General features: G+C 70.7%; 22 protein-coding genes. 19 read left to right on the forward strand and 3 right to left on the reverse strand.

From position 1 onward, the window contains the following. Positions 1–12 precede the first annotated feature (12 nt). The 12 genes from ABZ412_RS02430 to ABZ412_RS02485 are packed head-to-tail and all read left to right on the forward strand — an operon-like array spanning position 13 to position 12209. Entirely contained in the window at positions 13–999 is a 987-nt protein-coding gene (locus tag ABZ412_RS02430) for an ABC transporter substrate-binding protein (RefSeq protein WP_357275323.1), read from the forward strand. Beyond that, complete coding sequence (locus tag ABZ412_RS02435; protein ID WP_357275324.1) at positions 996–1499, forward strand: GNAT family N-acetyltransferase; 504 nt, start codon at positions 996–998, stop codon at positions 1497–1499. The genes ABZ412_RS02430 and ABZ412_RS02435 overlap by 4 nt, the downstream gene beginning before the upstream one ends. After that, on the forward strand, positions 1496–2566 hold the full coding sequence (locus ABZ412_RS02440) for an LLM class flavin-dependent oxidoreductase (RefSeq protein WP_357275326.1): 1071 nt from the start codon (positions 1496–1498) through the stop codon (positions 2564–2566). The genes ABZ412_RS02435 and ABZ412_RS02440 overlap by 4 nt, the downstream gene beginning before the upstream one ends. Beyond that, positions 2563–4197, forward strand: a complete 1635-nt coding sequence (locus tag ABZ412_RS02445; RefSeq protein ID WP_357275329.1) for an ABC transporter substrate-binding protein — start codon at positions 2563–2565, stop codon at positions 4195–4197. Before ABZ412_RS02440 ends, ABZ412_RS02445 begins: the two co-directional genes overlap by 4 nt. A 4-nt stretch (positions 4198–4201) precedes the next feature. Continuing rightward, the gene (locus ABZ412_RS02450; protein WP_357275331.1) at positions 4202–5161 is read left to right on the forward strand and encodes an ABC transporter permease; all 960 of its coding nucleotides are present in this window, start codon (positions 4202–4204) and stop codon (positions 5159–5161) included. After that, positions 5154–5327: a hypothetical protein gene (locus tag ABZ412_RS02455; protein ID WP_357275333.1), complete on the forward strand. Its 174-nt coding sequence runs from the start codon at positions 5154–5156 to the stop codon at positions 5325–5327. Before ABZ412_RS02450 ends, ABZ412_RS02455 begins: the two co-directional genes overlap by 8 nt. Then, the gene (locus ABZ412_RS02460) at positions 5320–6198 is read left to right on the forward strand and encodes an ABC transporter permease (RefSeq protein WP_357275335.1); all 879 of its coding nucleotides are present in this window, start codon (positions 5320–5322) and stop codon (positions 6196–6198) included. Before ABZ412_RS02455 ends, ABZ412_RS02460 begins: the two co-directional genes overlap by 8 nt. After that, positions 6195–7817, forward strand: a complete 1623-nt coding sequence (locus tag ABZ412_RS02465; RefSeq protein WP_357275337.1) for an ABC transporter ATP-binding protein — start codon at positions 6195–6197, stop codon at positions 7815–7817. The genes ABZ412_RS02460 and ABZ412_RS02465 overlap by 4 nt, the downstream gene beginning before the upstream one ends. After that, a complete protein-coding gene (locus ABZ412_RS02470) occupies positions 7817–8893 on the forward strand; it encodes an LLM class flavin-dependent oxidoreductase (RefSeq protein WP_357275340.1) in 1077 nt (358 codons plus the stop codon). Before ABZ412_RS02465 ends, ABZ412_RS02470 begins: the two co-directional genes overlap by 1 nt. A gap of 12 nt (positions 8894–8905) precedes the next feature. Next, a complete protein-coding gene (locus tag ABZ412_RS02475) occupies positions 8906–10270 on the forward strand; it encodes an NtaA/DmoA family FMN-dependent monooxygenase (protein WP_357275342.1) in 1365 nt (454 codons plus the stop codon). Then, entirely contained in the window at positions 10267–11076 is an 810-nt protein-coding gene (locus ABZ412_RS02480) for a DUF1684 domain-containing protein (protein ID WP_357275344.1), read from the forward strand. Before ABZ412_RS02475 ends, ABZ412_RS02480 begins: the two co-directional genes overlap by 4 nt. Next, positions 11073–12209 carry an LLM class flavin-dependent oxidoreductase gene (locus ABZ412_RS02485; RefSeq protein WP_357275346.1) on the forward strand — a complete coding sequence of 379 codons (1137 nt, stop codon included), beginning with the start codon at positions 11073–11075 and terminating at the stop codon, positions 12207–12209. Before ABZ412_RS02480 ends, ABZ412_RS02485 begins: the two co-directional genes overlap by 4 nt. A 155-nt stretch (positions 12210–12364) precedes the next feature. Here the strand turns inward: ABZ412_RS02485 and ABZ412_RS02490 are convergent, their stop codons facing one another. Continuing rightward, a complete protein-coding gene (locus tag ABZ412_RS02490) occupies positions 12365–12676 on the reverse strand; it encodes a hypothetical protein (RefSeq protein WP_357275348.1) in 312 nt (103 codons plus the stop codon). A gap of 148 nt (positions 12677–12824) precedes the next feature. Here ABZ412_RS02490 and ABZ412_RS02495 point away from each other — a divergent pair, with 148 nt between their 5' ends. Beyond that, positions 12825–15164 carry a LuxR C-terminal-related transcriptional regulator gene (locus tag ABZ412_RS02495; RefSeq protein ID WP_357275350.1) on the forward strand — a complete coding sequence of 780 codons (2340 nt, stop codon included), beginning with the start codon at positions 12825–12827 and terminating at the stop codon, positions 15162–15164. A gap of 43 nt (positions 15165–15207) precedes the next feature. Here ABZ412_RS02495 and ABZ412_RS02500 read toward each other — a convergent pair whose 3' ends face one another. Then, positions 15208–16482: an ROK family protein gene (locus ABZ412_RS02500; RefSeq protein ID WP_357275353.1), complete on the reverse strand. Its 1275-nt coding sequence runs from the start codon at positions 16480–16482 to the stop codon at positions 15208–15210. Positions 16483–17190: 708 nt separating this feature from the next. Between ABZ412_RS02500 and ABZ412_RS02505 the strand changes: the two genes are divergently transcribed. From ABZ412_RS02505 to ABZ412_RS02530, 6 genes are read left to right on the forward strand one after another with little or no spacing between them, the layout of a single operon-like run. Further along, positions 17191–17979: a GntR family transcriptional regulator gene (locus tag ABZ412_RS02505; protein WP_357275356.1), complete on the forward strand. Its 789-nt coding sequence runs from the start codon at positions 17191–17193 to the stop codon at positions 17977–17979. After that, positions 17980–18207, forward strand: coding sequence for a ferredoxin family protein (locus tag ABZ412_RS02510; RefSeq protein WP_357087910.1), 228 nt, complete (start codon positions 17980–17982; stop codon positions 18205–18207). A gap of 22 nt (positions 18208–18229) precedes the next feature. Then, positions 18230–19618, forward strand: a complete 1389-nt coding sequence (locus tag ABZ412_RS02515; RefSeq protein ID WP_357275358.1) for an ABC transporter substrate-binding protein — start codon at positions 18230–18232, stop codon at positions 19616–19618. Next, positions 19615–20481 carry an ABC transporter permease gene (locus ABZ412_RS02520; protein WP_357275360.1) on the forward strand — a complete coding sequence of 289 codons (867 nt, stop codon included), beginning with the start codon at positions 19615–19617 and terminating at the stop codon, positions 20479–20481. Before ABZ412_RS02515 ends, ABZ412_RS02520 begins: the two co-directional genes overlap by 4 nt. Continuing rightward, positions 20478–21239 carry an ABC transporter ATP-binding protein gene (locus ABZ412_RS02525; RefSeq protein ID WP_357275363.1) on the forward strand — a complete coding sequence of 254 codons (762 nt, stop codon included), beginning with the start codon at positions 20478–20480 and terminating at the stop codon, positions 21237–21239. The genes ABZ412_RS02520 and ABZ412_RS02525 overlap by 4 nt, the downstream gene beginning before the upstream one ends. Beyond that, positions 21239–23935, forward strand: coding sequence for a fumarate reductase/succinate dehydrogenase flavoprotein subunit (locus tag ABZ412_RS02530; RefSeq protein ID WP_357275365.1), 2697 nt, complete (start codon positions 21239–21241; stop codon positions 23933–23935). The genes ABZ412_RS02525 and ABZ412_RS02530 overlap by 1 nt, the downstream gene beginning before the upstream one ends. A gap of 21 nt (positions 23936–23956) precedes the next feature. Here ABZ412_RS02530 and ABZ412_RS02535 read toward each other — a convergent pair whose 3' ends face one another. Beyond that, a complete protein-coding gene (locus ABZ412_RS02535; RefSeq protein WP_357275367.1) occupies positions 23957–24850 on the reverse strand; it encodes an immunity 49 family protein in 894 nt (297 codons plus the stop codon). Between the last annotated feature and the right edge of the window lie 82 nt (positions 24851–24932).

Raw genomic sequence — 24932 nt, forward strand, 5'->3', positions numbered from 1 at the left:
AGGAACCCGCTCATGCCCAAGTCGCACCGTCGCAGACGGATCACCGCTCTCGCCGCACTCACCGTGCTCGGCCTGTTCGCGGCGACAGCCTGTGGCAAGGACGGCGATGGCGGCGCTCCCAGCTCCAACACCGTCAACGGTCTGAACTACGACCTGTCCCCGGCGCAGTCGGGCCGGGTGCACGCGGCCAAGGTGGACGCGCTCGCCGCGCAATTGCCCGCCGCCGTCCGGGATCGCGGCACGCTGGTGGTCACCGGATCGGTCGGCGCGACGCCGCCGCTGCGCTTCTACGCCACCGACGACCGCACCCCCATCGGTTCCGAGGCCGACGTCTCCTCCCTGCTCGCCGATCTGCTGGGCCTGAAGGTGGAGACCCGGGTGGGGGACTGGGCGCAGAACTTCGTGAAGATCGACTCGGGCGAGGCGGACGTCTTCATCAGCAATGCCACCGTCACCGAGGAGCGCAAGGAGAAGTACGACTTCGCCACCTACCGGCTCGACAATATCGCCCTGGAAGTCCCCAAGGACGCGAACTGGGCCTACCAGGACCGGAAGTCGCTGGCGGGCAAGAAGATCGGCGTCGGCTCCGGCACCAACCAGGAACAGCTGCTGGTGAAGTGGAACGACGACAACCTCGCCGCGGGCCTGCCGAAGATCGATATCGCCTACTACGAGAAGACCAGCGACTACTACCTGGCGCTGGCCTCCGGCCGCCTCGACGGTTACCTCGGCCCCAATCCCTCGGCGCAGTACCACTCGGCGTCCAGTGGCCAGACCAAGGTGGTGACCACGCTGTCGGGCGCGGGAGACGCGCTCCAGGCCGAGATCGGCGTCCTCACCAAGAAGGGCAATGGACTGGCGGAGCCGTTGCGGGCCGCCATCCAGTACGCCATCGACAACGGGCTCTACAAGCAGGTGCTGGACCGCTGGGGCCTGGGCGGCGAGGCCGTGCCGCAGTCGCGGATCAATCCGCCCGGACTGCCCAAGAAGAAGGGATGAGCATGTCGCGCAGGGTTTTCCATGTCGGGCAACACGATCCCCTGGCCGCGCCGCTGCTGGCGGAGCTCGCCATCGAGTACAGCAGCCGGTACGGCGGGACGCCGGGGGAGGTGCATGCGGATCTGACCGGGTATTCGGCCAGTCACTTCGCTCCTCCACAGGGCGACCTGTTGATAGTTGTGGATAACGGGGAAACGGTGGCGGGCGGCGCGTTCCAGCGGTACGACGCCGAGACCGCCGAGCTCAAGCGGATCTGGACGGCGGCCACGCATCGGCGAAAAGGGCTGGGGCGGTTCGTGCTCGACCAGCTGGAAGCCGAGATCGCGCGGCGCGGGTATCGGCGCGTCTACCTGACCACCGGTCCGCGTCAGCCGGAGGCGGTCGCTTTGTACACGGCGGCCGGCTATACCGCGCTGCCGCGTGATGTTCGTAAGGAAGTCGGCTACGTGCACCCGTTCGAGAAGTTCCTCGACGCCGGAGAGCAGGCGATTCCGGCATGAAGTTCCTCCTGCTGACCTTGATCACCCACACACCGGACCCGGTGACCGGCGGGACCGAGTCGCCTCGGCAGCGGCTGCGGCGGGTCGTCGAGAGCGCGCGTCTGGCCGAGGAGCTCGGTTACGACGGTTTCGCGGTGGGGGAGCGGCACGAGGATCCGTTCATCTCCGCGGCCCCGCCGGTGGTGCTCAGCCACCTCGCGGCCGTCACCTCGCGGCTGGCGCTGTTCACCGGTGTCACCACGCTCAGCCTGCTGGATCCGGTGCGCGCCTTCGAGGACTACTCGACGCTGGACAATCTCTCCGACGGCCGGCTGGAACTGATCATCGGGAAGGGCAACGGCGCGGCGCAGGCCAAGCTGTTCCACGTCACCACCGACGACCAGTGGGATCGTAATCGCGAAGGCTACGAACTGTTCCGGAAGCTGTGGGACAGCGACAGCGTCACCTGGTCCGGCCGGTTCCGGCCGGCGCTGACCGAGGCCAAGGCGCTGCCCCGGCCGCTGCAGCCGCGGCTGCGCATCTGGCACGGCAGCGCCACCAGCCGTGAATCCGCGGATTACGCGGCGCTGCACGGGGATCCGCTGTTCTCCGCGAATGTCACCTACCCGATCGAGCCGTACGCCGAACTGATCGACCACTACCGGGAACGCTGGGCGGCCTACGGCCACGACCCGGCCGAAGCCCTGGTGGGCGCGGGCACGGCGGGCTTCCTGGTGACCCGGACCTCGCAGGAGGCGCTCGACCGGTATCGGCCGGTCTTCGAGGCGCGGCAGGCGGTGGCGCGGAAGTTCGACGTGCCCATCGTGTTCGCCTCCGTCGAGGACTTCGCGGCCCGGTCCTCGGCGCTCATCGGCAGCCCGGAACAGGTGCTGGACAAGGTGAGCCGCTATCACGAGCGATTCGGCCACGAGGTCATCCACCTCAGCGCGGACGCGGACGTCCGGACCGAGGCCGAGCACCGCGAGAGCCTCGAACTGTTCCAGGCCGAGGTCGCCCCCGAACTCCGCCGCCGCATCCCGAGCCGACCGCTCGGCGCCGACCGTTACCCCGCTGGAGATCCCCGATGACCCGTTCCCTGCTCACACGCACCACCCGCCCCGTGGCCCTGGCGGGAGTGTTCGCCGCCGCCGTCACGCTCGCCGGGTGCGGCGGCGGGGACGCCACCACCGGCAGCGGTGAGCCGGCGGGTCCGCCGCAGGCGGGCGGCACCCTGCGGTACGGCCTGTCATCGGCCCCGACCTGCTCCGATCCCGCGCAGTCGTCGACCAATCAGACGATCTACGTGACCCGGCAGGTGGTGGACTCGCTGGTCGATCAGGACCCGGAGACCGGTCAGCTGAAGCCGTGGCTGGCCGACACCTGGACCGTCTCCCCGGATGCCAGGTCGTTCACCTTCCATCTACGCGACGGGATCACCTTCAGCGACGGCACCCCGCTCACCGCGGACTCGGTGCGCCGGAACTTCGATTCGATCGTCGCGCTCGGCGGTGCGAAGGCGCCGCTGGCCGCGAGCTACCTGGCCGGGTACGCGGGCAGCACGGTGCTGGATCCGCGCACCGTGCGGGTGGACTTCGCCGGGCCGAACGCGCAGTTCCTGCAGGCGACCTCGACCCCGCAGCTGGGCATCCAGTCCGAGGCCACCGCCGCCAAGGCCGCCGAGGAGCGCTGCCTGGGGACCAATATCGGCAGCGGCCCGTTCACCTATGCCGAGTGGAAGCAGAACGCCTCCGCCACCCTGGCCAAGCGGGCCGGGTATGCCTGGGGCTCCGCGGTTTTCGCCGGTCAGGGCGAGGCGCATCTGGACAAGATCGTGTTCACCGTGGTCCCCGAATCCGGGGTGCGCACCGGCAGCCTCGCCTCCGGCCAGCTCGACGCGATCAGTGACGCGCTGCCGCAGGATGTGGCGCAGATCGAGGGCGGCGGCGGTCGCGTGCAGTTCACCGCCAACCCGGGCGTCCCGTTCGGCCTGCAGGCCAATGTGACCCGGGGCGTGCTGCGCGATCCGGCGGTCCGGGCCGCGCTGCTGCCCGCCATCAACCGCAAGGAACTGGTGGACACCGTGCTCGGGCCGCAGTTCAAGACGGCCAGCAGCGTGCTCGCCTCCAAAACGCCCGGCTATGTGGATCTTTCGGCCCGGGTGAAGTTCGACCCGGACGCCGCGAAGAAGCAGCTCGACCAGGCGGGCTGGGCGCCGGGCGCGGACGGCATCCGGGTCAAGGACGGGCAGCGGCTGAGCGCGGGCGTCATCTTCGCCCCCGTGTTCTCGGCCAATCAGCCCATTCTCGAGCTGACCCAGCAGCAGCTGCGGGCGGTCGGCTTCGACCTGCGGCTGGAACCGTTGTCGGTGGCGGAATCGACGGTGCGCCAGAACACCAAGGACTTCGACTTCAACTACTACAACTCGACCCGCGCCGACGGCGACATCCTGCGCACCACCTTCGCGGTCGACCAGCGCAACCTGAACGCTCGCGGCCCCGCCGAACCCCTCGACGCGCTGCTCGCCCAACAGTTGTCGGCCACCGATCCGGCCGTGCGCGCCCGCATCATCGGCGACGCCCAGACCGCGGTCCTCGACCAGGGCCTGTGGATCCCGACCATCGAACTCTCGCAGGCCATCGGCGTCGGCAAGGCGGTGGCCGGGGTGAAGTTCGAGGCCTCGGCGCGACTGCAGTTCCACGACACCTGGCTGGCGCGGTAAACCCATGGGCCGCTACGTGATCGGACGGGTGCTGCAGGCGATCGGTGTGCTGTGGGCGGCGTTCACGCTGTCCTTCGCCGGGCTGTACCTGCTGCCCGGCGACCCGGTGGCGCTGGCGGCCGACGCGGCCACCGGCACGCCCGTCGACGCCGCGGCCATCGCGGAGATGCGGGCCCGCTACGGTCTCGACCAGTCGTTGTGGGCCCAGTACTGGACGGCCTTGTCGCACGCGGTACGCGGCGACCTCGGCCACTCCATCTCCACCGGTCAGACCGTCACCGGGGTGCTGGGCGACGCCCTGCCCTCGACCCTGGCGCTGGCGGCGATCGGGCTGCTGCTGGCCGTGGCGGCCGGCGGGGCGCTGGCCCTGGCGGCCGCGTACACCGAGCGTCCCCGGCTGCGCGGGCTGCTCACCTCGCTACCCGCGGTCGGGGCGTCGATGCCGGGCTTCTGGGTGGGATTGCTGCTGCTGCAACTGTTCTCGTTCCGGTTGAAGCTGGTGCCCGCGTTCGGCGGCACCGGATTGGGCGGGACCATCCTGCCCGCGATCACCCTGGCCATCCCGGTGGGGGCGGTCATCGCCCAGGTCCTCCACGCGAGCCTGGTCGCGACCTGGCGGCAGCCGTTCGTCGAGGTCGCCTTCGCCAAGGGCGCGTCCCGCTGGTGGGTGCAGCTGCGCGACGTCCTGCGCCCGGCGGCCGCCCCCGCGCTGACCGTGTCGGGATTGTGGACCGGCACCGTGCTGGCCGGGGCGGTGGTCACCGAGACGGTGTTCTCCCGCCCGGGCATGGGCCGACTGGCGCAGGAATCGGTACTGCGCCAGGACATCCCGGTGGTCCAGGGCATCGTCGTGTTCGCCGCCCTGGCCTTCGTGACCGTCAACCTGCTCGTTGATCTCGCCTACCCCCTGCTCGACCCCCGTGTGGTGCACCGGAACTCGACGAAGGAGCGTGCTCATGCCTGACCGTTCGCCGACCCCGCCCCGGCATGTGATCCGCGATCTGCGCGCGCGACTGCGCGGCTGCTCGCGCGGACCGCGATCGACGCTGCGGGTCATCACCCTGACCCACCCCCTGCTGGACCCGGGCATCGCCTTCTGGGACGCGGATGACGAGTGGTCCGATGTCTGACCTGGCATTCCGGCCCGAGTCCGACCGGACGTTCCGACGCGAGGCCATCGCCGGTGGGACGGCTGCCGCGTCGTGGGCGCGGCGCAATCCGGGAACCGTCGCGGCGGGCGCGGTCGTCGCGCTGGTGTGCGCCTGGGCCGTCGCCCCGGCCGTTTTCGCGAGCGGTGATCCCCTGCGCGGCGTGCCCGCGCAGAAGCTGCGCGGCCCCAGCCTCCAGCACTGGTTCGGCACCGACAATCTCGGGCGTGACCTGTACACCCGGGTGGTGCACGGCGCGGCACTGTCGTTGAGCGCGACCGTGTTCGCGGTGCTGATCGGGCTGGTGACCGGCGCCCTGATCGGCCTGGTCGCGGGTGCGGCGGGCGGCGTGGTCGACACCGCGATCATGCGCGCGGTCGATGTGGTGCTCTCGATTCCCGACATGCTGCTCGCCCTGGCCACCATCACCGTGCTGGGGCTGGGCACCCGCAATGTGGCCATCGCCGTGGGCATCTCGCTGATCGCCAGGTTCGCCCGGGTGATGCGCGGCGAGGTACTGCGGGTGCGCAACGCGCACTACGTGGAGGCCGCGTTCGCGTCCGGTGTGCGCTGGCACATCGTGCTGTTCCGCCACATCCTGCGCAATGCGTACGGGCCGGTGGCGGCATTGGCCGCCGTCGACTTCGGCGTGGTGACGCTGTTCGTGGCGTCACTGAGCTTCCTCGGCTACGGCGCGGTGCCGCCCACGCCGGAGTGGGGCTCGCTGGTGTCGGAGGGCCGCGGCTACCTGGCCACCGCGTGGTGGCTGACCACCCTGCCGGGGCTGGTCATCGTCGTGCTGGTGCTGTCCACCCAGCGGATCGCCCGCGCCTTGCAGAAGGAGGCCCGATGACCGAGCTGTTGAACATCGAGGGGCTACAGGTCGAGTATCGGGGCCGCGGCGGAGCGACACCCGCCGTGCGCGGCGTCTCGCTCCAGGTCCGGCGCGGGGAGACGCTCGCGCTGGTGGGTGAATCGGGTTCGGGCAAATCCACTCTCGCGCACGCGGTGATCGGGCTGCTCCAAGGCGGCGTGATCACCGCCGGGGAGATCACCTTCGACGGAGAGCGGATCGACCGGGCGTCTCCGCGCGCGCTGCAACGGATTCGCGGCGCGCGCATCGGGCTCGTCCCTCAGGATCCGGGCACCTCGCTCAATCCGGTGCTGCGCATCGGACGGCAGGTGGGCGAGGTATTGCGCATCCACGACCGGGCCGATCGCCGCACCGCCGACCTCGCGGCGGTCGAGATCCTCGACCAGGCCGGGCTGGATCGTCCCGAACTGCGGGCGCGCCAGTATCCCCAGGACCTGTCGGGCGGACAGCGGCAGCGGGTACTGATCGGGATCGCGCTGGCCTGCGGGCCCGAACTGGTGATCGCCGATGAGCCGACCAGCGCGCTGGACGTCACCGTGCAGCGCCGCATTCTCGACCTACTGGCCGCGCGGACCACGGAATCGGGGACGGCGGTGCTGCTCATCACCCACGACCTGGCGGTCGCGGCCGAACGGGCGGACCGCATCGCGGTGATGCGGGACGGCCTGATCGTCGAGACCGGCACGGCGGCGGAGGTATTGGGCAATCCGCAACACGAATACACGCGGCGGTTGATCGCCGCCGTGCCGAGCCTCGGTGCGGATCAGCCCCCGCGTCCGGTTCGTGAATACGGGACCCCGCTGCTGGCCGCGACCGGTCTGCGCAAGTCCTTCCGCGTCACCAGGGATTTCACCGTCGATGCGGTGAACGACGTGTCCTTGGAGGTCCATCGTGGTGAAACCCTCGCCGTGGTAGGCGAATCCGGCTCGGGCAAGTCGACCACGGCCCGCATCATCGCCCGGCTGACCGCGCCCGACGCGGGCGCCGTCACCGTCGACGGGCAGGACGTCACCGCCCTGCGCGGTTCGGACCTGCGGGCGCTGCGCCGTCGCGTCCAGGTCGTCTACCAGAACCCGTACGTCTCGCTGAACCCGAAGCTGACGGTCGGGCGAATCGTGGCGGAACCCTTGCAGGCGTTCGGGATCGGCGATCGGCGCGGCCGCCGCGCCGCGGTGGCCGCACTGCTGGATCAGGTCGCGCTGCCCGCCGCCTTCCTGGATCGGCGCCCGGCGGAGTTGTCCGGCGGGCAGCGGCAACGGGTCGCCATCGCCCGTGCGCTGGCCCCGCGCCCCGAACTGGTCGTGCTCGACGAACCGGTCTCGGCTCTGGACGTCTCGGTGCAGGCGCAGATCCTCGACCTGCTCGAACGACTCCAGACCGAACTGGACCTGGCCTACCTGTTCATTTCCCACGACCTGGCCGTGGTCCGTCGCCTGGCCGATCGTGTCGCCGTCATGCGCCAGGGCGGTGTCGTCGAAACCGGAGCGACCGCCGAGGTTTTCGACCGACCGCGACACGCCTACACCCGTGAACTACTCGCGGCCGTCCCCCGGGCGGCCACCCCCGATCACCCGCTACCGCTCGAAAGGACAGCCTGATGCCGCATCCGACTCCGCTGCTGCTGGGCCTGGAACTGTCCGGCACCGGCGCGCACCCCGCCTCCTGGCGGCGCGCCGACTCCCGCGCCGAAGACCTCTTCGACGCCCGGTACTGGGTGGACGCGCTGCGCGCCGCCGAGGACGCGGGAATCGAGTTGGCGTTCCTGCCGGACTCCTTCACCCTGCAATCCGCCGGGGCCATCGGACGCCTGGACGCGGTGGCGGTGGCCGCGCGTGCCGCCGCCGAGACCCGGCGCATCGGCCTGATCCCGCAGGCCTCGGTCACCCACACCGAGCCCTTCCACCTCTCCAAAGCCATTGCCAGCCTGGACTTCGCGGCCGCGGGCCGGGCGGGCTGGGAGGTGTCCGTCGGGGCGGGGGAGGCGCGGCTGTTCGGCCGCAAGCCCGAACAGGACGAACGCTCCCGCTGGGAGGAGGCGGACGAGGCGGTCGAGGTGGTGACCCGGCTGTGGGACAGCTGGGAGGACGACGCCGAGATCCGCGACCAGGCCACCGGCCGGTTCATCGACCGCGACCGGCTGCACTACATCGACTTCGCGGGTGAGCACTTCTCGGTGAAGGGACCGTCCATCACCCCGCGTCCGCCGCAGGGCCGGCCGCCGCTCGCGGTGCGCGCCGCCGACCCGCACAGCACGAGGGTCGCCGTGCACCGCGCCGACCTGATCCGGATCGCCGCACCGGATCTCGCGACCGCCGCCGCCACCCGCTCCGAACTGCGGTCCGCCATCGCCGCCGCCGGACGAGACCCGAACCGGGTGCGGGTGCTGCTCGACCTCGACATCCACCTCGCCGACACCGCGGACGCCGCCGCCCTCGGGGTCGCCGAACTGGAGGACTGGACGGCCTCGCCCGCCCCGGCCACCGTCTTCCACATCGGCACCCCCGCGGAACTGCGCGACATCCTGCGCCGCGTCGAAACCGACTGCGCCGCCGACGGTGTGGTGCTGCGCCCGCTGGCGCTCGCCGCCGCCCTGCCGCAGCTGCCCGCCCTCACCCCCACCCTGCGCGAGCGTCTGGGCCTGCCCCGGCCCGCCGGCCGCTACGCCCACGCCTGAGGAGTCACCGCCATGCCGGATCATCGGATACGCAAGCAGATTCACCTGGCCGCCCACTTCCCGGGCGTCAACCACCACACCGTCTGGACCGACCCGGACTCGGGCAGCCAGATCGACTTCGACTCCTTCGTGCACCTGGCCCGCACCGCCGAACGCGGCCTGTTCGACTTCTTCTTCCTCGCCGAGGGGCTGCGGCTGCGCGAACACCGCGACCGCATCCACGACCTGGACGTGGTCGGCAGGCCCGACACCTTCACGGTGCTCAACGCGCTGGCGGCCGTCACCACCCGCCTCGGGCTGGCCGGGACCATCAACACCACCTTCAACGAACCGTTCGAACTGGCAAAGCAATTCGCCTCGCTGGACCACCTGTCCGGCGGCCGCGCCGCGTGGAACGCCGTCACCTCCTCGGACGCCTTCACCGGCGAGAACTTCCGGCGCGGCGGCTACCTGGAGCACGCCAAGCGCTACACCCGCGCACACGAGGTGGTCGAGGCCACCCGCGCGCTGTGGGACAGCTGGCCCGCCGACACCCTCGTGATCGACCGGGAGCGCGGCATTTTCGCCCAGCCCGTCCCGCAGGCCCGGATCAGCAGCGACCAGTTCGAGATCGAAGGCCAGTTCGTCCTGCCGCGCGGCCCGCAGGGCTACCCGGTGCAGATCCAGGCGGGCGACTCGGACGAAGGCCGCGAATTCGCCGCCGCCAAGGCCGATGTCATCTTCAGCGCACACGGCGAACTCGAGGACGGACAGCGCTTCTACCGCGACGTGAAGGACCGGCTCGCCAAGTACGGCCGGGCCCGCGACGACCTGAAGATCCTGCCCGCCGCCGCCTTCGTGCTCGGCGACACCGCCGAGGACGCCGCCGAACGCGCCCGGTACATCCGGCGGCAGCAGGTGACGCCGCAGACCGCCATCGCCTTCCTCGAACAGGTCTGGGGCCGTGACCTTTCCGCCTACGACCCGGACGGCCCGCTGCCCGACATCGACCCCGTGGACGACGCGAACATCACCCGCGGGCGGGTGCGTCACGCCCGTGACCCGCGCGCCGTCGCCGAGGCCTGGCGGGCCAAGGCCGCCGCCGAGCAGCTGTCCATCCGGGACCTCATCATCGCCACCACCGCCCGCCAGCAGTTCGTCGGCACGCCCCGGCAGGTGGCCGCCGAGATCGACCGCTACGTGCAATCCGATGCCGCGGACGGGTTCGTCCTGGTTCCGCATCTGACTCCGACCGGGCTCGACGAATTCGTCGACAAGGTCGTCCCGGAGTTGCAGTCCCTGGGCAGCTTCCGCACCGAGTACACCGGCGCGACCCTGCGCGAACACCTGGGCCTGCGCCACCCCCATCACGGCACCGAAGGAGTACGCGCCTCATGACCGCCATCGAAACCGCCTACGACCAGCAGTGGGCCGCCTTCCGCGCCGAACGCGCCGCCTGGGCGCGCCAACCCTTGGGCTGGCTCAGCCTGACCGGGCTGCACTGGCTGGGGGCCGACCAGGAGACGGTCGACGGGCTGCCCGGCCGCTGGCACGCCGACAGCGAGAACGTCTATGTCACGGTCGATTCGGGACAGCCCGAGCTGTTGCTGAACGGTGTGGCGCTGAGCGGCAAGGCCGCGATCACGCCCGGCGAGGGGGCGCCGGGGCTCCAGGTCCACACCGGTGACCGCATCATCGAGGTGATCCGGCGGACCGGGCGGTTCGCGCTGCGTGTGCACGATCCCGCCGCGCCGACGCTGGCGGCGTTCACGGAGATCCCCGTCTACGAACCGCAGCAGCGGTGGATCGTGACCGGCTATTTCGAGCCCTTCGCGCAGACCCGTGTCGTCACCACCGGCGCGGTCGTGGAGGGTCTCGAGCATCACCACACCGCCACCGGCACGGTCACTGTCGAATTGGGCGGCGAGCGGCGCGAACTGGTGGTGTTCGGCAGTGAGGCCCTCGGCCTGCACGTGCTGTTCACCGACGCCACCAGCGGCGTCACCACCTACGGCGGCGCGCGGCGACTGGATCTGTCCCGGCCGGCGGCGGACGGCAGCCTGCTGCTCGACTTCAATCGCGCGGTCAACCTGCCCTGCGCCTTCACCGACTACGCGACCTGCCCGATCGCCCCGGCGGAGAACCGGCTGCCGCTGGCCGTCGAAGCGGGCGAACAGGATCCGCGGCGGGGGCGGTCGCTGTGACCATCCCGCTCTCGGTCCTGGACCTGTCGCCGATCAGCGCGGGCTCGACGCCCCGGCAGGCCCTCCGCAATACCGTCGACCTGGCCCGGCAGGCGGAAAAGCTGGGCTACCACCGGTTCTGGGTCGCCGAGCATCACTTCGTGCGGGTCGCGAGCTCCGCGCCGACGACGCTCATCGGACTGATCGCCGCCGCCACCGACACCATCCGGGTCGGTTCGGCCGCCGTGCAACTCGGGCATCACACCTCGATCTCGGTGGTGGAGGCCTTCGGCACCATCGACGCTCTCTACCCGGGCCGGTTGGATCTGGGGCTGGGTCGCTCGGGGCAGCGCGCCGAACAGCTGCGATCCGCGGGTGTGCCGCCGGTGCCCGCCCCACCGCGGCCCACCGAGGTCCGCGACGGCGTGGTGCTCCCACCCCCGTTCTACCCCGGTCAGTTGCTCGACTTCACCAGGGTGAAGGCGGCTTTGGAGACCCTGCACCTGCCGGGGGCGCGGCCGCTGCCGTACACCGAACAGGTCGAGGAGATCCTCGCGCTGCTCGACGGCAGCTTCGTGACCGACGACGGTGTGGAACTGCACGCCGTCCCCGGTGAGGGCGCCGAGGTGCAGCCGTGGCTGTTCGGCAGCAGCGGCGGCGAAAGCGCGCAACTGGCAGGGCGATTCGGGCTTCCGTTCGCGGCGAACTACCACGTGTCGCCGGGCACCATCGTCGAGACGGTGGAGGCGTACCGGGCGGCGTTCCGGCCGTCGGCCCGCTTCCCGCGGCCATATCTGGTGGTGTCCGCCGATGTGCTGGTCGCCGAGGACGACGCCACCGCCCGGCACCTGGCCTCCAGCTATGGGCACTGGGTGTACTCCATCCGCAGCGGCGCGGGAGCGGCCGACTACCTCGATCCCGAGAGCGCGCCCGCCTTGTCGGGTCCGCAGCAGCGGCTGATCGACGATCGGGTGACCACCCAGTTGGTGGGTTCCCCGGCCACCGTCGCCGAACGCCTCGACGCCTTGCGCAAGTTGACGGGCGCGGACGAAATCCTGGTCACCAGTGTGGCTTTCGACCACGATGACCGGGTGCGGTCGCACCGCCTGCTGGCGCGCGAGTGGGGGCTGTCCCCGCAGGCGCGCGCCGCCTGAGACCACCGCCGCTCGTCCGGAAGGGGACTCCGGGGCGGGTGGCGGTACCCCGCACCGCGCGCACAGGGCCTCGTGCGTGGGGCGGGACCCGGGGCCGGGCCGGATCGTGGACCATCCGGCCCGGCCTCCCGGGCGCGAACCGAGGTGCGACGGATTCAGGCCACGGCGAACGCCGGCGCGGCGGCCGGTTCGCGATGTCCGGCCGCCCGCAAGATCCGCAACACACCCTGATTGGCGTCGACCAGTTCGCGTTCGCACGCCTCACCGTTCGTGCCGGCGAGTTCCTCCTCGTGCGCTTGCACAGTCAGCTTCCAGCGGTAGCGAAGCGCCGCGATCAGTCCGTCCGGGTCGCCGAACACCGTGGCGTGTTCCGGGCGCCAGGGCAACTCGCCGTCTCGTCGGCTTTCGATCTCCGCGGCCACGTCGTGCAGTGCCCGCCACCATTCGTGCGTGCTGTCCCAACTCATTGCTCTCACCTCGATCGATTGTCGATGCCGTCGCGATCGCCGGGCTGTGACCGACTCTCCAGATCAGAATCGGTCCGGGCCGCGTCGGACCGCTATTGGGGGAATCACGTACTTCCGGGCACCGGTGAGGTACGCGTAAGCTCCGACAGTGACGCCCAGCGATTGGGAGTTCTCTCCTCCGCTGAACAATCTCCCGACGCCGCTGTCGAGCTTCGTCGGACGTCATGCCGATCTCGCGAAGATCCGGGACCTCTTCCAGACCTATCGATTCGTCACCATCACGGGGCCGGGTGGCGCCGGTAAGAGCCGACTCGCGCTCGAGGTGGCGCTGGCGCGCAGCGATGATTTCGTGGACGGCTGCTGGCTGGTCGAACTCGCCTCGATCACCGACCCCGCGCTCGTGCCGCACGCCATCGCCGGGGCCGTGGGGGTTCCGGAGCATCGCCGGCGTTCCCTCACCGATTCCCTGGCGGTCCGTCTCGAGGCGTCGGCCGCGCTGATCGTGCTCGACAATTGCGAACACGTCGTCGAGTCCGTAGCGAACGTGGTGACGGAGTTGCTCGAGCGCTGCGGCCTGTTGCGGATTCTGGCCACGAGCCGGGAACTCGTCGAGATACCGGGTGAGGTCGTTGTGCGAGTCGGAGGACTCGCGCTGCCGTCAGCGACCGGCGATCAGGATCTCGCGGTCGTGACCGGGGCGGAGAGCGTTGCGCTGTTCTTCGAGCGGGCTCGAGCGGTGCAGCCGAACCTGACGATGACCGCGGCGACCGCGGCCGGAGCGGCGCGGATCTGTCGCTATCTCGACGGCCTCCCCCTGGCGATCGAGCTGGCCGCGTCGAGAGCCGCATCGCTCGACGTCGAGCGGATCGCGGCCCACATGGATGACCAGTTCGGGCTGCTGACCAGTGGAAACAGGGCCGCCCTCCGGCACCATCGCACGCTCGTCGCCACCATGGACTGGAGTTACCGACTGCTGAGTCCGGCAGAGCGGACATTGTTCGACCGACTCGCGATCTTCGCGGGCAGCTTCGGAATCGAGGAGGTGGACGGGGTCGGCCGCGCACTGTCCGACGGCTGCGCGGGACTCCTCGCCGGTCTCGTCTCCAAATCGCTGGTCTCGTTCGACCCCGCCGCGGGACCGGCGCCGTATCGCCTGCTGGAGACGGTGAAAAGCTACGGCCGTGCGCATCTGCGCGCATCGGGGGACCTGGGCGAATTACAGCATGTCCACGCGTCCTACTTTCGCGATCTCGCCGAGCGCGCCGCCGCCGCCTTCCGGACCTATGCGGAACATGCGTGGGTGAACCGGTTGGAGGCCCAGCACCCCGACCTGCGTGCGGCGCTGTCCCACAGCATCGAGTCCGGCGATGCCGGCACCGCGATCCGACTCGCCGGCGCGCTGGCGCACTTCTGGCAGCTGCACGGTCATTTCCGAGAGGGATTGCGGTGGCTCGCGACAGCCCTCGCGATGTCTGGTGAAGTCGACGAATGGTTCACCGCCTGGGCTCATGTCGGGGTCGGTGACCTGGCGATGATCCATGGCGACCGGGCGGCCGCCGCGGCGGCGCTGGATCTCTCGGCGGCGGCATTCCGAGGGCTCGGCGACGGTCGCGGTCTTGCTCGCGCACTGCAATATCGAGGGTTGACAGCAGCATTCGGCGACGACCTGGCCCCTGCCGAGAGACTGATCCACGAGTCCCTGGCGCTCATCACGGACGCCGGTGAGACCGGGGGACTGGCCCACGGTTGGGGCCTGATCATGCTCGCGGGCGTCGAACTAGGGAAGGAAGACTACGTCGCGGCCGCCCGCGATGCCGAGGCGGCCGACCGGATCATGCGGGTGATCGGGGATCGTGAGGCCTTGGGCTGGGCGGCCCTGATCCGTGCGGTAGCGGCGTGGCGCACCGATCGGATCGACGAGGCCACGACCGAGGCACGGGTCTGCCTGATCGCCTTCCTCGATGCCGGCGGGCTGTACGGGGCCAGCGTCGGTCTGATGGTGGCGTCCGCCGTCGCGTTGAGCGGTTCCAGAATCACGCGCATGGCCGAATTGCTCGGCGCCGCCGAGGCCCTCGCCGCCACGATCGGCGCCATGACGGTTCCGTTCGGGATGCGGTGGCTGACAGAGACATTCGGCAACGCGGTCGCCACACTCGGCCCGGCAGCCTTCGAGGAACACCGCCTGATCGGTGCGGATCGGGTGCGATCCGACACCGCCGGATACCTCGCCGAGGTCCTCGACGATCTCGACGTCTCGATTCCACACCGAGCCGGGAAGCCGCTGCTCACCAGGCGCGAGCGTGAGGTGGCGGCGCTGGTGGCGCGCGGCCGGACGAACCGCCAGATAGCCCGGGCGCTGGGGATCTCCGAGCGGACGGCCGAGGTGCACGTGCACAACATCGCGGGCAAGCTCGGGGCGAGCGGCCGAGCCGAGGTCGCCGTATGGTTCGCCACCGATCACGCCCTCCGAGGCGGAGAGTCGACGTAGGTCCCCGCCGGGATCACCCGGCGGGGACTTCGTGTTCGGTGGGCTAGCGGGTCCGCGTGGCGCGGCGCATGGCCGAGAGCGGGTCGGCGTAGAACGCGCTCACCGAGGTGACCGCCGCCGCGAATTCCTGCACCCGGCCGCCGAATCGGCTGATCCGGAGATCCGCCGCGGGCAGCGTGGTCGACTCGGCGAAGGCCTTGGCGACCCGCTCCATGCCCGGGCGCCAGCCGGTGAACGCCTGGCCGCCCAGCACCACCCGGTCCGGATTGAACATGTCACGCACCAGAGCCGCTGTGCGGCCGAGGATTTCGGCCCGCTCGATGAGCAGGTCGCGAGCATCGGCATCGCCCGCGTCGGCGGCCCGGTACAGATCGGTGACGGCCGGGCGGCGCGGGGCCTCCGGCTTGGGCAGGATGCCCTTGCGCACGGCGCGCTCCAGCAGGGCGCGCTCACCGATGGTGGCCTCCAAGCAGCCGCGCCGGCCGCAGGTGCAGTCGGCGTCGGAGCCGGTCGGGAGATGCGCGATGGAGCCCGGGCCATTGGTGGGGGTGTGCACGCGATCGTGCAGAGTGACTGCGACACCGGCGGTTTCGCGGGCGTACACGAACAGGCTGCTGCCGGGCCGATTCTCCTCGGCCGGGTCGCGCGGGGTGAGCAGCAGCTCCGCCGCGGCCATCGCCTCGACGTGCGCGGACACCGAGACCGGCAGGTCCAGCACACTGCTGAAGACCGCCGCCACCGGCGCGGCCTGCCAGCCCAGGCGGGGATGGTCGACGACACCGGCCGCCGGATCCACCCGACCGGCCAGCGCGACGCCGGTCCACAGCGGCCGCCGCCGGGGCAGCCGGTCCAGGAAGGCCTTGGCGCTGCGGGCCACTATGGTCAGCGCCGCGTCCTGACCCGTTTGGGGCGTGGCGATCTCGAGCCCGCCGAGGATGCGGCCGGACAGGTCCGCGGCCACGATGCGGGTCACGGTGAAACCGATGTGCACGCCCAGCGTCACGTACGAGTCGGTGTCGACCTCGAACGGCACCCGGGGGCGGCCCACCGCGCCGGACGCGGTCAGATCGGCGCGCTCACGCAGCAGTCCGGCCGTAAGCAGCGCGGACACTTGGCGATTCACCGTGGCGATGCTCAGACCCGTGGTCTGTGCGGCGACATCGCGGAAGATCGGGCCGCGGGTGGCGGCGCGCAGCACGGCGGCCGCCGGGTTGTCGGTGATCCGCAACTCCGGGGGCACGGCCGGGCGCGCCGGGGCGGGGCGCGCGGTCGCGGTGGAGACGGCGGTATGGGTGCGGTCGAGCGTGGGGCTGGACACTGTGTCGAATCCTTGCTGCGGTCCACCCGGTCGACGGGTGGACGAATGCCTACATGAAGGTTTCAGCGGTGCAGCGAGGAACCCGGACGGCGACCGGCGGAAATGCCTGGTTATCGGGGTCAGAACTCGACTGCGCGATGGCAGGGACAACACAGTTCCCGTTGCCGCGGCAGCCGAACGCCCAGCGCGACGGTCACATACGTGACCCGCGGCGCGGAAGAAGGGCGACTGGCAGACATAGGATCAAAGTATCATTCCGATCACGGAGAACGGAAGGCAAGCGCGATCCTCCCGGCAGTCCCGGGCCTGTCACGGCGCGTCGGTGCGAAACCCTCCTGGCAACCTCGGTAGCTACCGAATCTTTTGCGGCGGTTGATATTTCAAGCCATCCGCGGCATGCGTCGGATCGGGCTCGACGAGTGGCGCACGCCACATTCTCTTCTCGTATCCCGAGCAGCAGCCCGAAACCCCACCCCACTCGAGTCCGCTGTCGCGCACACGCATTCCGCTCAGTGTGATTCCAAGGCACACGCTCCCGGAGCGGGTGGCGCAATACCCCGATTCGACCGCATTCCGGCAGGCCGCGCGTTCGGGCCGGCGGCGCAGAACCGCATCGCCGGCGCCGGGGCGTGGTGAGCGGCCCGGACGGCCCCATTTTCGCCGCTACAGTTCTGAAACCGCAGGTCAACGGCGTGGAAAGGAGTCGAGGTGTCGCCGGAACCGGTACCGCTGCGCGCCCCCGAACGCCGGGCGGATCGCGCCCGACACGTGGCCGACGTGTTGCGTCAGCAGATCCACGCGGGCGCCTTCGACGACGCACTGCCCGCCGAAGCGGCGCTGTCCGCGGAATTCGGCGTGTCCCGCAACACCGTTCGCGACGCGCTCGCGCTGCTCAAGGACGAAGGTCTGATCGAGCGCGCCCCGAAGATCGGAACGCATGTCGCGCGCCGCAAATACGACCACGGCCTCGATGCCCTGCTCGGTTTGAAGGAGACGCTGCGCGGCCACGGCGAGGTCCGCAACGAGGTGCGCGCCGCCCGCCGGGTCACCCCGCCGCCCGCGGTCGCCCGCAAGCTGCGGCTCGAACCCGGTGAACAGGCGGTCTACATCGAGCGGCTGCGCTGGTTCGGCGACCTGCCGCTCAGCCTGGACCTCACCTACCTGGTCCCCGACATCGGCGACCAGGTCGTCACCCGCGACCTCGAGACCAATGACGTGTTCGCGCTCATCGAGCAGATCAGCGGCGGCCCGCTCGGCTCGGCGGAACTGGCCCTCGAGGCCATCACCGCCGACGCGCACTCGGCCATGACCCTGCAGATGCCCGAGGGCGGCGCGCTGCTGCTGCTCGAGCGCCTCACCTCGCTGGAGGACGGCCGCCCGGTCGACCTCGAGTACATCCGCATGCGCGGCGACCGGATCACCATGCGCGGCAGCCTGATCCGGCCGCCGGAACGCTCACCCGATGCCGACCCGGGCACCGACTGGAGGTTGACCTAGATGGCTTTGGCCGAGAACCGGGCGGATGTCCCGGTGACCATCGACGAATCGCTGTGCATCCAGGGCTGCACGCTGTGCGTGGAGATCTGCCCGCTGGACTCGCTGGCGATCAACCCCGACAACGGCAAGGCGTACATGCACGTCGATGAGTGCTGGTACTGCGGCCCCTGCGCGGCCCGCTGTCCCACCGGCGCCGTCACCGTCAACATGCCCTACCTGCTGCGTTGAGCCCAACCCGCTGAGGAAACCCATGAAGTACCGCCCCGCCCGCGTGATCGCCGCGGCCCTCGCCTCCGCCCTCGCCCCGACCGTGTCCGGCTGCTCGCTCGAGAACGCCGGCAACGGTGACACCGTCAAGGTCGTCATCGGCTACCAGTCCAAGACCATCAATACCGTCACCGCCGGAACCCTGTTGAAGGCCAAGGGCTTCCTGGAACAACGCCTGAACACGCTGAGCGCCAAGGGCGGCGCGAAATACCAGGTGGAGTGGCAGGACTACGACACCGGCGCGCCCATCACCGCGCAGATGGTGGCCGAGAAGATCGACATCGGCTCGATGGGCGACTACCCGCTGCTCATCAACGGCTCCCGCACCCAGGCCAATGAGCGCTCCCGCACGGAGCTGGTGTCCATCACCGGCTACAACCCCAAGGGCGCGTTGAACATGGTGGTCGTCGCACCGGACTCGAAGGCGCAGTCCATCAATGATCTGGCCGGGCAGAAGATCTCGGCGAGCGTCGGCTCGGCCGGGCACGGCACCCTGGTCCAGGCGCTCACCCGGGCGGGCATCGACCCCAAGTCGGGAGTGGAGGTGCTCAACCAGCAGCCCCAGATCGGTTCCTCCGCACTGGAATCCGGTCAGGTGGCGGCGCTGTCGCAGTTCGTGGCCTGGCCCGGCCTGCTGGTGTTCCAGAACAAGGCCAAGCTGCTCTACGACGGCGCGGAACTCAACGTCCCGACCTTCCACGGCGTGGTCGCCCGCCGCGACTACGCCAAGCAGCACCCGGAGGTGCTCGATGCCTTCCTGCAAGCCCAGCTCGACGCCACCGACTTCATCCACCAGCGCCCCCTGGAGGCGGCACAGACCGTCGCGGACAACGCCGGGCTGGCCCCGGAGGTCGTGTACCTCTACAACGGGCCGGGCGGAACCTCCTTCGACACCACGCTGAAGCCGTCGCTGCTGGCGGCATTCCAGGGCGATGTTCCGTACCTGAAATCGATCGGCGACTTCGCCGACCTCGACATCGACAAGTTCGTCGACCCGGCCGCGCTGCAGCGGGCATACCAGGAACGCGGGCTGAACTACGACGCGGAACTGGCCAACAACGCCAATCCGCTGCCCGGGTCCGGCGGTGAGCTCTGGCTCGCCGGACAGGACACGACGCAGTCGCTCGCCGATCCCACCGCCCTGCTGCGGGCAGTGAAACAGGCTCGGGCACAGGGCAAGACGGTGCGCGCCGCCTACGTCCCGGACGCCGAACTCGGCACCCGCTGGTTCGCGGACAAGGCGATCTGGGTGCGCGACGGCGACAACTACCTGCCCTTCACCACCCCGGCCGCCGCGCAGCGGTACCTCGCCAAGCACCCCGCGGGCGCGATCGTCGGCTACGACCAGGCCGTGAACGAGGTCCGGGTATGAGCGCCCCGGCGGTCGCCGCCCCGGCGGCGGCCCCCGTCCTCGCCCCGGCCGCACCGCCGGTGGCGCGCCCGCGGGCCGGGCGGGCGGTGTGGCGGTCGCGGATCGTGCGGGCGCTGTCCGTGCTGACCGCCATCGGTGCCTGGGAGTTCCTGACCGCCAACCACATTCGACTCTGGGTCCGGTTCGACACGCTGCCGACCGTCACCCAGATCGTTCGGGCCTTCCGGCATCAGCTCGGCACCGACGCCTACTATCTGGACCTCGGGCAGTCGCTGATCCGGATCCTGAGCGGTTTCGGTCTGGCCGCCGTGATCGGCGTGAGCGCCGGTGTGACACTGGGCCGTTCCCGCTGGTTCGCCGACACCGTGGGACCGCTCACCGAACTGGCACGGCCCATTCCGGCCATCGCCATCGTGCCGGTCGCCATCCTGCTGTTCCCCGACGACGAGGCCGGGATCGTGTTCATCACCTTCCTGGCCGCCTTCTTCCCGATCCTGGTCGCCACCCGGCACGCGGTGCGGGCGCTGCCCACCATCTGGGAGGAATCCGTCCGCACCCAGGGCGGCAACCGCTGGGACGTGCTGTGGCGGGTGGTGCTGCCGGGTAGCCTGCCCGGCGTGTTCGGCGGGCTCTCCGTCGGCATCGGCGTGGCCTGGATCTGCGTGGTGTCGGCCGAGATGATCTCCGGGCGGCTGGGCGTCGGCTACCGCACCTGGCAGGCGTACACCATCGTCGACTACCCGGGAGTGTTCGTCGGCATCATCACCATCGGCGTGCTCGGCTACACCACCTCGGCCGCGGTGGAACTGCTCGGGCGGCGCGTCACCCACTGGCTGCCGCGCGGCGACGAGGAGGCGAAATGAGCACGGCCGGAATCGGATTGACCCTGGACCGGGTGCGGCTCTCCTACACCGGAGCCCCGATCATCGACGACCTGTCGATCACCGTGCGACCCGGCGAGATCCTCGTCCTCACCGGACCCTCGGGCTGCGGGAAGTCGACGGTGCTGCGCGCCCTGGCCGGACTGCTGCGCCCCGACGCGGGCCGGGTGCTCGCCGACGGCGTCGAGGTCACCGGCACCGACCGCGACCGTGCCGTCGTCTTCCAGGACAACGCGCTGCTGCCCTGGAAGACCGTGCGCGCCAATATCGAACTGGCACTGCGGCTGCGGGGCGCGCCGCGCGCCGGACGCCGCGAACTGGCCGACCGCTGGATCGCCGAGATCGGGCTCACCGGCTTCGCCGACTTCCTGCCCACATCGCTGTCCGGCGGCATGCGCCAGCGCGTGCAGCTGGCCCGCGGCCTGGCGGGCGCGCCGCGCGCGGTCATGATGGACGAGCCCTTCGGTGCCCTCGACACCCAGACCCGCGACACCATGCAGCGCCTGCTCGTCGACACCTGGGACAGCCACCCCACCACCGTCGTCTTCGTCACCCACGACGTGGACGAGGCCCTGCTGCTCGGCGACCGCATCGCCGTCCTCGGCCGCGCCGGCGAACCCCTGCGCGCCCTGCCGGAGGTCCCCCGGCCGCGCGAGACCGGCGTCGACCGCACCGCCCTACGGTCCGAAATCATTGCCGCCCTGAACCATTCGGGCGAGCTCACGGAGGCGACGAAGTAATGGAAATCCCCGATCTCGACGACACCCTCCGCCTCGACTGCGACGTGCTGGTCATCGGCGGCGGCACCGCCGGCACCATGGCCGCCCTCACCGCCGCCGAAGCCGGCGCGAACGTGCTGCTGCTGGAGAAGGCGCACGTCCGGCACTCCGGGGCGCTGGCCATGGGCATGGACGGCGTCAACAACGCCGTCATCCCCGGCAAGGCCGAACCCGAGGACTACGTCGCCGAGATCACCCGCGCCAACGACGGCATCGTCAACCAGCGCACCATCTATCAGACCGCCACCCGCGGCTTCGCCATGGTGCAGCGGCTGGAGCGCTACGGCGTGAAATTCGAGAAGGACGCCTACGGCGAATACGCGGTACGGCGGGTCCACCGGTCCGGGTCCTACGTGCTGCCCATGCCGGAGGGCAAGGACGTCAAGAAGGCGCTGTACCGGGTGCTGCGGCAGCGGAAGATGCGCGAGCGCATCCGTATCGAGAACCGGCTGATGCCGGTGCGGGTGCTCACCGAGAACGGGCGGGCGGTCGGCGCGGCCGCCCTGAACACGCGCACCGGGGAATTCGTGGCGGTCGGGGCCAAGGCCGTCATCCTGGCCACCGGGCCGTGCGGGCGGCTCGGGCTGCCCGCCTCCGGGTACCTCTACGGCACCTACGAGAACCCCACCAACGCGGGCGACGGGTACGCCATGGCCTATCACGCCGGGGCCGAGCTGTCGGGGATCGAATGCTTCCAGATCAACCCGCTGATCAAGGATTACAACGGCCCGGCCTGCGCGTACGTCGCCAACCCGTTCGGCGGATACCAGGTCAACGCGCTCGGCGAGCGGTTCGTCGACTCGGACTACTGGTCCGGTCAGATGATGGCCGAGGTCAAACGCGAGATCGAATCCGCGCGCGGGCCCATCTATCTGAAGGTCTCGCACCTGCCCGACGAAACCCTCGAGGCCCTCGAGGACATCCTGCACACCACCGAACGCCCCACCCGCGGCACCTTCCATGCCAATCGCGGCCACGACTACCGCACCCACGACATCGAAATGCACATCTCCGAGATCGGTTTGTGCGGTGGGCATTCCGCGTCCGGCGTCTGGGTCGACGAGAACGCCCGCACCACCGTGCCCGGCCTCTACGCCGCCGGCGACCTGGCCTGCGTGCCGCACAACTACATGATCGGCGCGTTCGTCTACGGCGACCTCGCCGGAGCGCACGCCGCCTCCACCCTCGACGAGCTGCCCGAACCCGGTGAGCTGCCCGCGGACCAGCTGGCCGCCGCCCACGAGCTCGTCTACCGGCCGCTGCGCCAACCCGACGGGCCGCCGCAGCAGCAGGTCGAGTACAAGCTGCGCCGCTTCGTGAACGACTATGTGGCCCCGCCCAAGACGGCCGCCAAACTCTCCCTCGCCATCGAGACCTTCGACCGCATGCGCGGCGACCTCACCGCCATGGGCGCGCGTACCCCGCACGAACTCATGCGCTGCGCCGAGGTCAGCTTCATCCGCGACTGCGCGGAAATGGCCGCCCGCTCCTCGCTCACCCGCACCGAATCCCGGTGGGGGCTCTATCACGAGCGCGCCGACCTGCCCGCCCGCGACGACGTCGAATGGCGGTACCACCTCAACCTGCGCAAGACCGCCGACGGGGACATGGAGTTCCTGAAGCGGCCCGTCGCACCGTATTTCGTGCCCGTGCCGGGGCTGGACGATCTGCCCGGCACCGACACGGCGGTCATCCCGGTCGAGCAGCCCGCCCTGATCGGCACCCCGCCCAACCTCGGGGCCCAGGTGCGCTCGCACGCCCCCACGGGACGCACGGCGAAAGACGCTGTCGCGCCGCGGATCGCGCTGCTGCTGAGCCTGGACGCGCCCGGCGTCGCGGAATTGCGGCCCTTCCTGTCCGATCCGGATCCACGGGTGCGGGCGACCGCCCTCGCGGTCCTCACCGAGAACACGCCCGACGGATTCGCCGGCGAACTGGTCGCGGCACTCGGCGACGAGGACGCCGAGGTGCGCGCCGCTGCCGTGGCGGGCCTGCGTGAACTCGCCGAAATCCTGCCCGCCGCAACAGGGCTCGCGGAGCACACCGATTCGCCCGACCCGTTCGTGCGCGCGGCCGTCGTGGATCTGCTGCGTTCGCTGCGCGCCGGGACGGCCGAACTGTTCGGCAAGGCCTCGGTCGACGCCGACCACCGCGTCCGCATCCAGGCCGTGCACGCGCTGGTGTCGCTGGACGACTGGCCCGCGCTGACCGCGGCCGCCCACGACGACAACCGTGAGGTCCGCATCGCCGCCGCCCGCGGCTTGGCCACCATCGGCCAGGGTGGCGTCGACACCGTGCGCGCGCTGACCCTGGATCGCGACCCACTCGTGCGCGCCGCCGCGTTCACCGCGCTCGCCCGGCTCGGCGGGGATGCCGATACCGCGATCCTGACCGCCGCGCTGAGTGATTCGGCCTGGCAGATCCGGGAGGGCGCGGCGCGCGGGCTGGCCGGGGTCGGCCCGGAGCGCGCCGTCACCGCCCTGAGCGCGGCGCTCACCGACATCCACCCGGACATCCGCAAAGCCGCGGTGCTGACCCTCAGCGTCTGGCCGGAGTCCGAGGCGGCCCGTGTCGCACTCGAAACCGCCCACGCCGACAGCGATGCCGACGTGCGTGCCTACGCCCGGCGGGCCCTGGCGGTGCACGCCGAACGGTGAGAGCGGTCGCGGGCGAACCGGTTACGCGGTGCGGTACATCAACCCCGTCGGCAGGTACCCGGTGGAGACCCCGGGGCTCAACCCGCGATCGACCGCCAAGCACACCACCGCCAGCAGCGGCCACGCGATGAATCCCTCCGGATCCAGGCCGCGCCGCGGGGTGTCCCAGAAGCGGCGGTGGAATTCGAGGCCCTCGACCAGAGCGGTCTCGAATTCGGCCGGGTCGCCGCGCAGGACCGCGTCCAGCAGGCACAGCGCCGAATAGGCGATGATGAGCGCGTAGTCGTCACCGCCGGCCTGCTGCGCGTCCACCGCGGCCTCGATCCCGTCCACGATGATCGTTTCCGCCGCCGGATCGCCGGTCCAGGCCCGCTGCCAGGCATCGGCCCACAGATAGAGGCACTGCTCCCCGGGCTGCCCGGTGCGCGTGGTCACCGCCAGCGGGTGACCGGGGCTGCCCGGTGCGCCCAGCAGATAGGCGAGCAGCTCGCGATCGCGGTCGATCACGGCGGCCCACAGGCCGTTCAGCAGATCCGCCACCGGCGGGGGCGGCACCACGCCGCCGCACGCGGGGACCGACCACCGCGTGCGCGCGAGCGTCACCACGATCGGCTCCTGCCCGGCGGGCCGTGCGGCCGAGCGCAGCCGAGCGGCGTAGGCCGCTGCGGTATCCGCGACGGCCTGGCGCAGCCGGGCCGACTCGCCGCGCGGATCGTCCAGGCTCAGATAGCCGACGACGGCCCGGGAACTCCAGGCCACGTCGGCGAGCACCGCCTGCGGTTGCGCGGCCAGGAATTCGGCGCGCAACGCCGTGGTCCGCACCCGGAAGGCGCGGCCGAAACCCGCATCGGTCGGTCGAATAGCTGTTGGATAACTAAGTTCCTGGGCTGTTAGTGCGATATGGCGATCGATCATCGGACTTCGATGATGATCGGTGTTCCCACCAATTTTGCCAATCGATTGCTCACGCCGTGACAATAGCGAATGGCGAACCCTG

This window comes from Nocardia sp. NPDC005746 (assembly GCF_040630785.1).
Lineage (GTDB): Bacteria > Actinomycetota > Actinomycetes > Mycobacteriales > Mycobacteriaceae > Nocardia.